Consider the following 12,425-nt stretch of genomic DNA (forward strand, 5'->3'; position numbering starts at 1 on the left):
CTCGTTCCGCTCGAGCTTTTCGCCGACCGCGCCTTCGCCGGCGCCAACCTGCTGACGCTCGCGCTCTACGGCGCGCTTTCGGGGATCCTCTTCCTGCTGCCCTTCGAGCTGATCGGCCGGCGCGGGCTCTCCCCGGGCGAGGTCGGCCTCGCGCTGCTGCCGCTCGGGCTCATCATCGGCATCGGCGCGCGGCCGGCGGGGGATCTCGCCGACCGCCATGGCGTCCGCGGCTTCCTCGCGGCTGGCTCGATGCTGGTCGCGCTGTCGGCGGCCTGGCTGGTGGTGAACCCGCCCGGCCTCGTCGCGGGCGTGCTCGCGCCGATCGCGATCCTCGGGATCGGCATGGCGCTCGTCGTCGCGCCCGTGACGACGGCGGTGATGAACGCCGCGCCCGACAGCGCCGCCGGCGCCGCCTCGGGCATCAGCAACACGGCGAGCCGCTTCGCCGGTCTCTTCGCCATCGTCCTGGTCACCGCGATCGCCGCCTCGGTCTTCGCCGCCAGCGGCGGGGCGGCTGGCGGCTTCGGCGTCTTTCCGCCGGCCGGCGACCCTTCCGCCGCGGCGGTCGCGGAAGCCTTCGCGAATGGCTGGATCGCGGCGATGACGGCCAACGCGCTCCTCGCCGCGACGGCGGCCATCGTCGCATGGCGCATGCCGCCGCCCCGGATCCCGCCGGAGCCCCGGCATCCCGATGGCGCCTGAACATTCGCGCCATCGGCGTGGCGGCCGGTGGCATTCTCGAGGCCCTGTTGCCAAGGCGCGATCGTCGTCTCGACGTCGACGGCGGGACGGGGCGGCCCCAGTCCATGCGAACGTTGGCCCAGCCGTGGTACGGGCGGAGGGAATTACCGATAGCGCGCGCCCTCACCTGCCAGCGCCTGCATGGCCCCATAGGGCGAACGCACGATCCAAGCGGCCGATGGCGCTGACCGAACTGGTAACGCATCCGCTGTGTTTGGCTTCACCGATTCGATGGGAGAAGCGCGCCGATTGAAAGCCTCCAGGTTAGAAGAAGGAGCGCACCGTAATCTCCTCACCCCCTTACGGCGTTACTGTTCAAGCCTCCGGGAAATCGGGATCCCGTACCCTCGGCGGCGAATGAGTCTGAGCGCACGTCGCGCACGGCCAGAAAATCAATTTATAATCAGATACTTACCTTACTGCGTGAGCCATGCTTTAGGCGTGGTCAGCGACGGGCTGATGAGCAGGACGAGAGCCAAGCTACGGTCGACGTTCATTTTTTTGCTTGAGCGACGGGCGCTACGGCGTCATATCTGTAACGCGAAAAGACAAAAGATGCCACGAAGTGCGTTTCTGACCGGGACTCGAAATAGACCGGGGGGTAACGCGGATGAGCGGCCATGAAACGAGCGGACGATGACCCTACCTGTTCTTCACGATCAGCTGAAGGCGGACGCTGACCGGTTGTCCGAAGCGCTTGAGCGCATGTCGAAACTTTTCCTCGCGCCGAAAGAGCAGAAGTCGTTGCGCACATTTACCTCCGCCGAGGTGACTGAACTCCTGCGGGTTAGCGACGGCTACCTTCGTAAAATGCACTTCGACGGAAAGATCCCGAGCGTCGAGCAGGGACCGCGAAAGAAACGGCTCTACAGCGCTGAAAATATCCTCGAAATCCGCGCGATCCTTTCCCAGACCGCGAAGGACCCCCTTCACTTCCTCCCTGGTCGCCGCGAGGGCGACCGCCTGCAGATCTGGTCGACCGTCAATTTCAAGGGTGGCTCGAGCAAGACGACCACGACCGTGACGCTGGGCATGCGCCTGGCGCTGCGCGGATACCGGGTCCTGGTCGTCGATGCCGACCCCCAGGCATCGCTGACAACCTTTTTTGGCTATCAGCCGGAAATCGACTTTCGTCAGGGCGGCACGCTCTATGATGCGATTCGGTACAATGACGCCGACGTCTCGCGCGTGTCCATCACCAAGGTCTTGAAGAAGACATATTTTCCTGGACTCGATCTGGTGCCGGCCGGACTTCTGCTTTCTGAGTTCGAGACGGAGACGCCGACCGCGCTGAGTCGCGGAGAGCAACCGGTGTTCTTCAATCGGATCCGTGATGCCCTTCGTCAGATCGAAGACAATTACGATCTGGTCCTTATCGACTGTCCGCCCCAGCTTGGCTACCTGACGATGTCGGCCGTCTGCGCGTCTACGTCGCTCCTGATGACAATCACACCGGAGCGCGTGGACCTTGCCTCGGCCAGTCAGTTCCTCACGATGGCGGCTGGCGTCATGGAGGTCCTGCACAGCAACGGCGCGGCCGGAGCCTTCGACAACTTCGCCTACCTGCTCACCCGCTTCGATACCTCCATCAGCGCGCAGCAGGATCTGGCGGAATGGATGCGCCAGCTTCTCGGAGGGAGTGTGATCCGGACGCCATTCGTCAAATCGTCTGCCGTAAGCGAGGCGGGCCTCTCTCAGCGAACGATCTTCGAGGTTGAACTCGCAGGGGTAAAGAACCGCAAGACGTTCGATCGCGCCTTGGAATCCGCTGTCGGCTTCTCGGACGACATAGAGGTGCTCATTCAACGGGCGTGGGGACGCGAGGTGGGCGATGAGAAATAGCATTCTGGCCAAGAGCCTTCAGCAGAGCCTTGATCGCGGGAAGGCACGCGAAGAGGAATCCGGAGGCGACTCCCCTGCCCCGCCCCCGGCGTCGCATTCGACGCCCTCTTCTCTCCGGACCATGTCCGACATTCTGTCGAATGCCGCCGAGCAGGCACCGATCGAAGTGGATGTTTCCGAGATCGCGGAATCCGAGATAGCCGACCGCTTCGATGTTCAGGATGGGTTGGCGGAACTCGTCGCATCGATCAGCACTTCCGGTCAGCGTCTGCCGGTGCTCCTGCGGCATCGTCGTGGGGATGGCCCTCGATACGAGGTCGTCTACGGGCGCCGACGGATCGCGGCATGTCGCGCTCTCGGCCGCAGGGTCGTCGCCTATGTGCGCGATATGTCCCTCAATGACGCGCTGATGTCCCAGGCACTGGAGAACTCGGCCCGCCTCGAGCGAAGCTTCATTGAGCAGGCCGTCTTCGCATCGAAGCTCGAGAGTGCTGGTTTTCCCGGAGATCAAGTCTGCCAGGCGTTGGCGATCGACGCGACCACTCTCAGCAGGTTACGGACGGTCATTCGGGATATTCCATCCGACGTGATCTTCAAGATCGGAGCGGCCCCTGGAGTAGGACGCAGGCCGTGGATGGAGCTTCGTGAACTAGTGAACAAGGCTGGACCGGAAACCGCGGCCCAGCTCCATTCACAGATCCAGGATACAGGTTCTCCCGCTCAGAGACTGGAAAGCCTTATCAAGTGGCTTGGCGCTCCCGCGAGGGAGCATCGCCAAGCTCCCGAGTCCGTCTCCAAAAAGTCAGGGCAACAGAAGGCGCCCGCGATCGGCTCGGTAAGTGCCCGAGCCGGCTTGGGGAACCTGGTCCTCAAGGCCGGCAGAAAGCAGGACAGGGCGTTTCTCGTCTACCTCGAGGCGCGCTTGGAAGCGCTCTACACAGAATGGAGCGGGGAGACCCAAGGCGACAATCCAAGTAATTGATTTATAAGAGTTGACCATGGTCAACGACAAAAAAAGACCATGGTCGATACCAGCCCGCGGAGAGAGTTCATCAACGAGGAGGCAGACACCAAAGGCAAAAAGAAACCCCCCGAAGGCGGTTAGCACTCCAGAGGGTCCCTAGGCTTAGAACACCTTTTTGGTACCCCCAATCTAGTGGATTGACCGGAACGAAAGAGTCCGGATTGGGATTCCCGGTTGGTTGATGTCGTGCGAGTGTGGCGGGATGCGCAGTGGCATCTCATTCACCGTATGCGTCGGCGACCGTCAGCGATTGCAGGCGATCGTCGCGGCCCCCAAGAGCCCGCAGAAGCACGTCTGGCGGGCGGGTATCATCCTTCTGAGCGGCGAAGGTCTCGGCACGTCGGCGATCATGGATCGGACCGGCAAGTCCAAGACCTGCGTGTGGCGCTGGCAGGAGCGGTTCATGCACGCGGGCGTCGACGGATTGCTTCGCGACGGGTCGCGTCCGCCGGGCAAGGCGCCGGTCCCGCCGGCGCGCGTCGCCGAGATCGTCCGCCTGACGCTCGAGCCGCCGCCGCACGAGGCGACCCACTGGACGCTGCGTGCGATGGCGAAGGTCGCGGGCGTCGCAGCCTCGACGGTGCAGGCGATCTGGAAAGCCCATGGCCTCAGCCCGCACCGCTGGCGGCACTTCAAGCTCTCCAACGACCCGGCCTTCGCGGAGAAGCTCACCGATATCGTCGGCTTGTACGTCGATCCGCCAGCCCATGCCGTGGTGCTGTCGGTCGACGAGAAGTCGCAGATCCAGGCGCTCGACCGCACCCAGCCCGGCCTGCCGATGAAGAAAGGCCGCGCCGGCACCATGACCCATGACTACAAACGCCACGGCACGACGACGCTGTTTGCCGCCCTCAACGTGCTCGACGGCACGGTGATCGGACAGAACATGCAGCGCCACCGCCATCAGGAGTTCATCCGCTTCCTCAACCGCGTCGAGCGCGAGGTGCACCGCCCATGATCGAAGATGCAATCGCACAGCTTGGCATGGAAGGTGTGCTCCGCATGCTGGACGATCTCGCGACCAGAGTCGACCGCATCCAGAATCCCCAAGCCTATGTCCGCCACCTCCTACGGTTGCGCATCGAACGATCGACGAGACACCGGCATCCAACACATCTGGCTTCGCCGAGAGGGTTACCGATTTGACCGCGGTCAAACAGAGAAATTGCCGTGTTGGAAAACCGTTCCACCGGCGTGATTGAACCATGCACACGCGCAACAGTGTCAAACGCGGCATCGCATGCTTTATCTGGCTCGCATATCGCACCGTTCTGCGGCCGATCTGCTCAGAACCCCACAATAGATGCTTGGAACGCAGCGGGGCTTTGAACACGAAACACATGCCGAGAGTTCGCGCCATACTTGTCCGTGGACAGTCAAGGACCCGCTACCCGGAGCGAAGCACATCGAATGCACACCGTCCTGGATACGCTTCTCATTGTAGGATGTGCCTGAAACGACGAATCGCGTTCAATCTCGTCGACCCCTACCAGTCCTCCAGTACCCGAACCAGGCAACGGCAGTCCAGTCACACGATCCTAAAGCGCCCCTGATCTCACGCCAGCCGCTCTTGCCGCGCAGGTCGAGTGGGGCGCCCGCGCCTCGACTACCAACCCGCCGGCACCATCCGGGGGCGTTGTCGCGGTTCGCGTCCAGCCCGTCGCGCCGGGACCGAGGCGGCGCGATCGCCAAACTCGGGACGCTTGCTCATCGCCGCTATCGTGCTCCCCCGAGAGTGGACGGTCGCGACCGGAGAGCCGCGACCTTTCGAGCCGACCGGGGTCGCGCCGCACCATCCCACTTCGCGGCGAGACCGGAAGACGGCGTGGGGCAGCGGGCCGCTTGATGTGCCCAGGCGGGCGCGGCCTTGGGCTGCGCGATAGCGGGACAGGGGCCTCCGCGCCGTTGCTCAGCCCCGTTTCACCGGGATCAGGAAAAGCGCCGATTTGCCTTCCGTGACGGCCTCGGTCGAGAGCTTGCGGTCGAAGGTCGCGAGCTGTCCGCCGCGAAGCCGCGCCAGCGCGAGAAGATACGCATCCGTAACTTGCGCCGAGGTCAGGATCTTGCCGGCATCGATATGCGCGGCCGCGACGACGCTGAAATCCTCGCTCCAGAACTCATGACCGGGCAGGGCCCGCAGGCTCTCCAGGATCCCGGCGACCCGCGCCGGAGCGCCCGGGGAGTTCGGATACTTCGGATTGCCGAGAATGCGCAGCACGCCGTTCTCCGTCATCGGGCAGGTCGCCCATGCGCGCCGGCCGGTCTCCGCGAACCAGGCGTGGGCATCGTCATGCGCGACATGGCCCGGATCGACCAGGGCGATCAGCACATTAACGTCGAGCAGGAAGGTCACGGCGTCTCGTCGCGCAGCCGATTGACCAGCTCCAGAGTGATGGGTGGTGAATCGGAACGTGGCGAGAGCAGCGGGATCCCGTTGCGCTCACCCTGGGGCAGGGGAGGATGGAGAGAGCGCCGCGCGAGATCGGAGATGACCTCGCCAATGCTCCGGCGCTGCTGCGCGGCGAGCGCGCGGGCGGCGTTCAGCACATCCTCGTCGATGGAAAGCGTCGTGCGCATGGCATCGCTCCAGGTTGGCGCATCAGACATCACGCATCATCTAGCGAGTGCGAAGGTATGTTTCAACGGAACGTTTGCCCGGCCACTGCTCTTTCTGTTCGATAATGCAAGGTCCGAATGATCGAAGGGAAGGGGGTGCCTGGCAGCGGAGAAGAACAACCTGGGGCGCACCGGGCGCGGGACGCGACGCATGGACGCCAAAGGTCTCGATCGCGCCGGCGTGCTTGGGCCCCGCGATGTCACCGGCGGGTCTACGAGGAAGGATCTCGGCCGCCCGTTGCTGAGCGGCCAGGACGGCCAGCCGCCTCCAATGTGCCTGGCCGCCTTGCGCGATGAAATCGGAGCGCGCGTGCGCCGCCGGCCAAGCGGCTGACGGACACGATCCGCCGATGCTCGATATGGCAAACTCTCGAAGCGACGGTAGGCCGACGACTTGAACCCGACCAAGTCCGGCCATACATCTAGTTTTCAATCTGGTTTAAAGGAGGCCGCATGCGCGCCGTCGGAGCCTTCGAGGCGAAGACCCATCTTTCCGAACTGCTGGCGGCGGTCGAGCAGGGTGAAACCGTGATCATAACCCGGCGCGGGCGTCCGGTCGCGCGGCTGGTGCCCGAGCCCGCCGCGCCGGACCGGGCCGCCGCCATTGCGCGGCTCAGGGCGCTTCGCGCCCGCGTGGACGGCGGGCTCGGTATCGAAGACATCCTGTCGGCGCGGGACGAGGGCCGGCGGTGACGCTCGTCGTCGACGCCTCGCTGATCGCGGGATTGCTGCTGCCCGACGAGCAGGGCATCGCCCCGGAACTCCTGGCGGCGGACGAACTGGTGGCGCCCTGGCTGCTCTGGGCCGAACTGCGCAACATCCTGATCGTCAACGAGCGACGCGGGCGGCTGGCCCCGGGCCTGGCCGAGCAGATGCTCGACGCGGTGAAAGCGCTTGGCATCGGGCTCGACACGCGCCCCGCCGAGGCGAGCGTGCTGCAACTCGCGAGACGTCATCGGCTGACGATCTACGACGCGCTCTATCTTGAACTTGCCTTGCGTTCCGGCGCGCGGCTCGGCACGCACGACACGGCGCTCAGGGTCGCGGCGGGTCAGGAGGCCGTCGGGATAGTGGGGTAGGGCAGGGGCGGGCCCGATCATGGGTGGTCGAACCCTCGTCAGGCACGCCGCGTAAGAAACCGGGCACAGGGACGCGGCGGATGAGCACCAAGGAACTCGATCGGGCCGCATTGCGCGGCTCGGGGCGCTCCGTGCCCGCGTGGGAGGCACGCTCGGGTTCGGCAACGTCCTGGCGGTGTGGGATGAGGGCTGGCCGTGACGCTCGTGGTCGACGCCTCGCTGATCGGCCGCCGCGGCCGAACGAGCAGGGCATCGCACCGGAGCTCCTGGCGGCGGACGAACTGGTGGAGCCCTGGCCGCCCTGGGCCCACCCGCCGATGCCCGTCTGAATCGGATTTCGCGAGACTGCGTGGCAATGGACGCCAAGGGCCGGGCACCCGTGAAGGCTTGTAAACCAGGGCGCACCGGGATCGGGGACGCGGTTCGCGCAGAGCTGTCTCACGAAAACCGAGTCGACAGCCGCGCCCAGGCTCACGATTTCCGGTCGGCTGACATCCTCCGCGTTCACGGCGCGCGTGCGGGGGGCAGAACGGAGCCGTTTTCCTCATGCCCGATAATCCGGACTTATCGGGCATTATTTCCCGCCGCTCGCGTCGGCGCAAAGCATGCGTTCCGCCGTCCCAAAGCGCCGCGCGTTCCGAGGTGTCACTCCGCCGGATCACATCCCGCCTTCCTGCGGCGCGAAAAGCGCGCCGATCGCATCCCTGTCGAATGCGAGGCGTTCGCCCGGCTCTCCGGTGAAGAGCGCATCGGCGAGCGCCTGCTTTCGGGCCTGAAGCGCGAGGATGACTTCCTCGACGGTGCCCTCGGCGACGAGGCGATAGACGAAGATCGGCTTGGTCTGGCCGATCCGGTGCGCGCGGTCCATCGCCTGGCGCTCGACCGCCGGGTTCCACCAGGGATCGTAGAGGATCTACCGTATCGGCGGCGGTCAGCGTCAGGCCGACGCCCCCGGCCTTCAGGCTGATCAGGAAGATCCGGGCCTCGCCCTCCTGGAAGCTTCGCACCGCCGCTTCGCGATCCACAGTCTCGCCGGTCAGCCAGGCGTAGCGCCAGCCCCGCGCGCGCACATCCGTCTCGATCAGGCGCAGCATCTCGACGAATTGCGAGAAGACGAGCACCTTGCGGCCCTCCCGGGTCAGCGCCTCCAGCATCTCGAGCAGGCGCTCCCGCTTGGCGCTTTCGCCGGGACCGGACCCGTCCTTCAGGAGCGCCGGATCGCAGCAGGCCTGCCGCATCCGGAGCAGCGCGTCGAGGATGGTGATCTGGGAACCGGCGAGGCCGCGCGCACCCGCGTGTCCATCGCCATGCGCACGCTCTCGTAGAGCGGGCGCTGTTTCGGCCCGAGCGGCACCAGTTCGGTGATCTCGGTCTTCGCGGGCAGGTCGCGCGCCACCTCGTCCTTGGTCCGGCGCAGCAGGAAGGGGCGCAGGCGACGGTTCAGCCGGGCCTGGGCCAGCGCGTCGCCCCGCTCGATCGGCAGGGCGATCCCGGCGCGGAAGATCTTGCGGTCGCCAAGCAGGCCCGGGACGAGCCAGTCGAACAAGGCCCAAAGATCGAGGAGCGAGTTTTCCATCGGCGTCCCGGTGAGCGCGAGCCGGGTGCGCGCGCGGATCGAGCAGATGCGTTTGGCCGCGGTCGAGGCCGGGTTCTTCACCGCCTGCGCCTCGTCGAGAATGGCGAGTTCCCAGTCGCGCTCGAGGAGCGCGTGATCGCGGTGGAGCAGGGGATAGGTGGTGACGACGAGATGGGCGGCGTCGATCTCGGCGAACAGCGCCTTGCGCGCGGGACCCTGGAGGACCAGCACCTTCAACCCGGGCACGAACCCCGCCGCCTGCCGCGCCCAGGCCCGGGCAAGATTCGTCGGCACGATCAGCAGGCTCGGCCGCGAAGCCCGCTCCTCGATATGGCGCTTCGCGAGCAGGGCGAGGGCCTGGAGCGTCTTGCCGAGCCCCATGTCATCGGCGAGCAGCCCGCCGAAGCCGGTCTCGGTGAGGGCGGCGAGCCAGCCGTAGCCGATGGCCTGATAGGGGCGGGGGACCGCCTTGAGGGCGGCGGGCATGGGAAGGGGGATGCCCGAGGTCAGCGCGTTGAGGCGGCGTCCGAGTTCGAGGAGCTCGGCGCCGCCGGCGAAGGCGATGCCCGATCCCGCCAGCACCTCGGCGCATTCGGCGCTCTGGCCCGCCTCGCCGGGGTGAAGCCGGGTGGCGGGGGCGAGATGGCCGCCATAGTCGAAGGCGAGCCGCAGCGCGGCGGCGCGTACCGGCTCGGAGCGCCGGCTCCAGCCGTCGATCACATGGCGCTCGCCGGGGAGGCCGAACAGACGGAGCACCGGCACCGGATCGCGCCCGCGCCGCGTTTCGAGGCCCATCGGCTTCGGAGCCGGGACGGGCTCTCCCTCGATAGCCGTGAGACGGGCCGCGACCTCGGCCGTGAATTCCGCCGGAAGGCTGGGCGCGCCGAGCAGAAGGCGGATCCGCTCGGCGACAACGGCGCGAGGATCTCGCCGAAGGCTCCGGTTTCCGGCTCGACCCAGACAGGGCGGGCCGCCGGCAGGCCGACGAGCGGCCCGCCGCTCTCCGCGTCGAGGAGCGCGAGATCCTGCGCGCCCTCGGCCCCGGCCCGCCAGGCGAAGCGCGCGGCGCGCGGGCCTGCCTCGCGCAGGGCCGGACCGGTGCTTTCGCCCCAGCGCCCGCGCCCGGTGGCGGCGATCCGGCGCAGCGGCGGCGGCAGGTCGCAGGGGGCGGGGGGCTGTAGAACACATGAGCGTCACGATGGCCGTGGCCGCCGTTGATCGGGATCCCGGAGGCTTCCAGATCGCGCAGGATCTCGAGATCCTCGCCGGTGACGAAGCGGGGCCGGTTCTCGATCCGCTTGACCCGCTCGATGTCATAGCGGCCACCCTGGATGCGCGCCGTTCCATCGGCCTGGACGCCGCCCTTCACCGTGGTCACCTCCGCCCCGTGGCGTCCCGGAGCGAGCACATAGAAGAGCCGGTCGCGCACGGTCGGCGGATAATCCTCCGTCGGGCCTTCCGGAGCGCGCGCGGAGGTCGCCCCCGCGTCGAGCCAGCGCGGCACGGGCGCGGGCAGGGAAGCGGCCGCTTCGCGCGCGGTGTCTCGCCGCCCGGCCTCCTCGTCCGCGCCGCGCGACCGCGCGGTGACCAGCGCCGCCACCATGTGCTTGCAGCGGATCCCGACGGGGCAGGAGCACTGGCCGTCGATCCCGGTGAACCGCCCGTCGCGGGCAAGGCTCAGGCGCAGCCGCAGATCGTAGACCCGCCGGCCGGAGCCGGAGACGCGCGCCTCCAGGATGCCCCGGGCCTCATGAGTCGAGAGCGCGACGACGCGGCCCTGCTTCGCGTAGCTCACGCCCCGCGCGAGCGTGGCCGGGTCGAAAAACCGCATCAGAGAGAGAAATGGCTCCACGCCCGAGGCCTCCCGCGCCTGCCTGTTTCCCAGCATGCCCCGGGAGGGAAGGGTGCGCCATGGCGGATCGGGTTCCCTGGCGGCGGCCGGTCGGAGGCGGCCGACCAGAGCGCGGCACCCGGACCGGCCGTCATTTCCCCCAGGGCGCTGAAATAGCTGCTCGGCGGGAATGGCTTCCCGGGGCTCTGTGCTTTCGGGGCTTGATGGTTCGGCGCCGGGCCCGGTTCGGCCGCCCCTTGGTCATGCGGCGAGCAACTTCGGGAGCCTTGCGAGGTTGCAGGCAGCCATTGTGAGGGTGAAGCGGGCGCGGAGGGGTTCGACGCCGCGGCATACGGTCTGGGCCATGCCGCCCACGGTCTTCGCCCAGCCGAACGGCTCCTCGATTTTCTCCCGGCGGCGCTGCGAGAGGGCATAGCCCTCGTGGCGGTGCGGCCGTCGATGGCGGAATGGCGGGCTTTCCGCGCGAAGCGCGGTGTGTGACGCGGGCTCGCCGGAGACCGGCGCCGCGCGGTCACTCGAGGCTTGCGGACCACCGTGAATGTTGGCTGACTGGCGCGTGAGGACCGTCGGAGACCTGCGATGCCGAAGCAAGCCTTGTTGGCGGTGCTCGTCGCCATAGACGCCGCCAACGCCGCCGACCCGCATCTGGAACCGGACGGGACCCCGGCGGCGCTGGTTTATGGCAGTCGGATGTCGGAGGAGCTGGCGCGCCGCTGCCCCGACGCTTCCGAGCATCTGCGGATCGCCGCTCGCGGCCAGCACATCGAGCGGTGGAAGATCGCGCGTACCGACTACCCCGAGGGGCGCGCCGGCTATCTGCGATGGCGGACCGACCAAGCCCAGGCCCATGCCGAGCGGGTGGCCGGAATGATGGCCGACGCCGGCTATGAACCGGAGGACCGCCTCCGCGTGGCGCGGCTGCTGCGCAAGGAAGGGATCAAGCTCAACCCCGAGACGCAGATGCTCGAGGACGTGATCTGCTTCGTGTTCCTGCGCTGGTATTTCGCCGACTTCGCCGTCAAGCACGCCGACGAGGATATCGGGCGCATCGTCGCCAGGACGGCGCGCAAGATGTCGCCCGCGGCCCGGTCCGCCGCCCTCGCCGAATTCGATCTCTCTCCTCGCCACGCCGCGTCCTTCGCCGAGGACGCGCGCGGCTAGCCTCACGGCGCGGGCGCCGCGGGGGCGCGACGGTGGCCCCAGGGTCGGAACTCGACCCCCATGCGCGGAAGCGGAAGCTGGTCAGCATCGGCCTTGCGTTCGTCGGCGTCGAATCCGTCGTTCTGCTTGATCCGGACCAGGTCGGCGCGTTCGAGTCGCCCGCGCGCCTGTCCGAGGCGAATGCCTGAGGCCTTGTCTGAGCCTCCGATGAGGCCTTCCTCCCGGATCAGGGGCCGCCGAAGGCGGGATCGGCTATGTCCACGCCGGCTTCGCCAGCGCCTATGAGCGCGACCGTGTGTTTGCGTCGAGCGAGGCGTCGTCGTGGAGGAGTGGCTGATTCACAATCCGCCGGCGCCGCTGCGTTACTGGATCGGCCCTGACGGAAGCCGAACCTACGCGACGGCGTTCACCAGCCTGGCGCTCGCGCCCGACGAGGATCCCTTCGGCCCGCTTGCCACGCGGGCACGGCGTGGGACAAGAGGGCGTGGCCGCCGATTGGCCCTTGTATCCATGATCGGGCCTGGTCGGTATACG

Annotated in this window: 12 protein-coding genes and 4 pseudogenes; 9 read left to right on the forward strand and 7 right to left on the reverse strand. The window is 67.3% G+C overall.

The window, feature by feature from the left end:
* The 4 genes and pseudogenes from FJM51_RS22345 to FJM51_RS22360 all read left to right on the forward strand — a co-directional run.
* Positions 1–702, forward strand: a 702-nt coding sequence (locus tag FJM51_RS22345) for an MFS transporter (RefSeq protein ID WP_140456325.1), incomplete at its 5' end; no start/stop codon positions are given.
* A gap of 675 nt (positions 703–1,377) precedes the next feature.
* A complete protein-coding gene (gene repA, locus FJM51_RS22350) occupies positions 1,378–2,583 on the forward strand; it encodes a plasmid partitioning protein RepA (protein WP_140456326.1) in 1,206 nt (401 codons plus the stop codon).
* Entirely contained in the window at positions 2,573–3,565 is a 993-nt protein-coding gene (repB, locus tag FJM51_RS22355) for a plasmid partitioning protein RepB (RefSeq protein ID WP_140456327.1), read from the forward strand. Before repA ends, repB begins: the two co-directional genes overlap by 11 nt.
* A 244-nt stretch (positions 3,566–3,809) precedes the next feature.
* A pseudogene (locus tag FJM51_RS22360) lies at positions 3,810–4,553 on the forward strand (IS630 family transposase); the annotation flags it as partial.
* 963 nt (positions 4,554–5,516) lie between these two features.
* Here FJM51_RS22360 and FJM51_RS22365 read toward each other — a convergent pair.
* A complete protein-coding gene (locus FJM51_RS22365; protein ID WP_140456328.1) occupies positions 5,517–5,960 on the reverse strand; it encodes a TA system VapC family ribonuclease toxin in 444 nt (147 codons plus the stop codon).
* Positions 5,957–6,214, reverse strand: a complete 258-nt coding sequence (locus tag FJM51_RS22370; RefSeq protein WP_210240392.1) for a hypothetical protein — start codon at positions 6,212–6,214, stop codon at positions 5,957–5,959. The genes FJM51_RS22365 and FJM51_RS22370 overlap by 4 nt, the downstream gene beginning before the upstream one ends.
* A gap of 462 nt (positions 6,215–6,676) precedes the next feature.
* Here FJM51_RS22370 and FJM51_RS22375 point away from each other — a divergent pair, with 462 nt between their 5' ends.
* Entirely contained in the window at positions 6,677–6,916 is a 240-nt protein-coding gene (locus FJM51_RS22375; RefSeq protein WP_140456330.1) for a type II toxin-antitoxin system Phd/YefM family antitoxin, read from the forward strand.
* The gene (locus tag FJM51_RS22380; protein ID WP_140456331.1) at positions 6,913–7,302 is read left to right on the forward strand and encodes a type II toxin-antitoxin system VapC family toxin; all 390 of its coding nucleotides are present in this window, start codon (positions 6,913–6,915) and stop codon (positions 7,300–7,302) included. The genes FJM51_RS22375 and FJM51_RS22380 overlap by 4 nt, the downstream gene beginning before the upstream one ends.
* Positions 7,303–7,960: 658 nt before the next feature.
* Here FJM51_RS22380 and FJM51_RS24605 read toward each other — a convergent pair.
* The 5 genes and pseudogenes from FJM51_RS24605 to FJM51_RS22400 all read right to left on the reverse strand — a co-directional run.
* Complete coding sequence (locus FJM51_RS24605) at positions 7,961–8,170, reverse strand: DEAD/DEAH box helicase (RefSeq protein WP_233713232.1); 210 nt, start codon at positions 8,168–8,170, stop codon at positions 7,961–7,963.
* 58 nt (positions 8,171–8,228) lie between these two features.
* A pseudogene (locus tag FJM51_RS25425) lies at positions 8,229–8,540 on the reverse strand (helicase-related protein); the annotation flags it as partial.
* Positions 8,507–9,673: a DEAD/DEAH box helicase gene (locus tag FJM51_RS24015; RefSeq protein WP_233713233.1), complete on the reverse strand. Its 1,167-nt coding sequence runs from the start codon at positions 9,671–9,673 to the stop codon at positions 8,507–8,509. The gene FJM51_RS24015 and the pseudogene FJM51_RS25425, both read right to left, overlap by 34 nt.
* A 793-nt stretch (positions 9,674–10,466) precedes the next feature.
* Positions 10,467–10,766 (reverse strand): annotated as a pseudogene (locus FJM51_RS25430) (SWIM zinc finger family protein); the annotation flags it as partial.
* Between the two features lie 204 nt (positions 10,767–10,970).
* A pseudogene (locus FJM51_RS22400) lies at positions 10,971–11,206 on the reverse strand (transposase); the annotation flags it as partial.
* A 103-nt stretch (positions 11,207–11,309) separates the two neighbouring features.
* Here FJM51_RS22400 and FJM51_RS22405 point away from each other — a divergent pair.
* From FJM51_RS22405 to FJM51_RS24240, 3 genes are all read left to right on the forward strand, one after another.
* Complete coding sequence (locus FJM51_RS22405) at positions 11,310–11,891, forward strand: DUF4202 domain-containing protein (protein WP_140456334.1); 582 nt, start codon at positions 11,310–11,312, stop codon at positions 11,889–11,891.
* A 32-nt stretch (positions 11,892–11,923) separates the two neighbouring features.
* Entirely contained in the window at positions 11,924–12,079 is a 156-nt protein-coding gene (locus FJM51_RS24025; protein ID WP_181164719.1) for a hypothetical protein, read from the forward strand.
* Positions 12,080–12,212: 133 nt separating this feature from the next.
* Positions 12,213–12,425: hypothetical protein (locus FJM51_RS24240; protein ID WP_210240393.1), on the forward strand; the 213-nt coding region annotated here is incomplete at its 3' end.

The sequence above is a fragment of the Amaricoccus solimangrovi genome (assembly GCF_006385685.1).
In the GTDB taxonomy this organism is placed as follows: domain Bacteria; phylum Pseudomonadota; class Alphaproteobacteria; order Rhodobacterales; family Rhodobacteraceae; genus Amaricoccus; species Amaricoccus solimangrovi.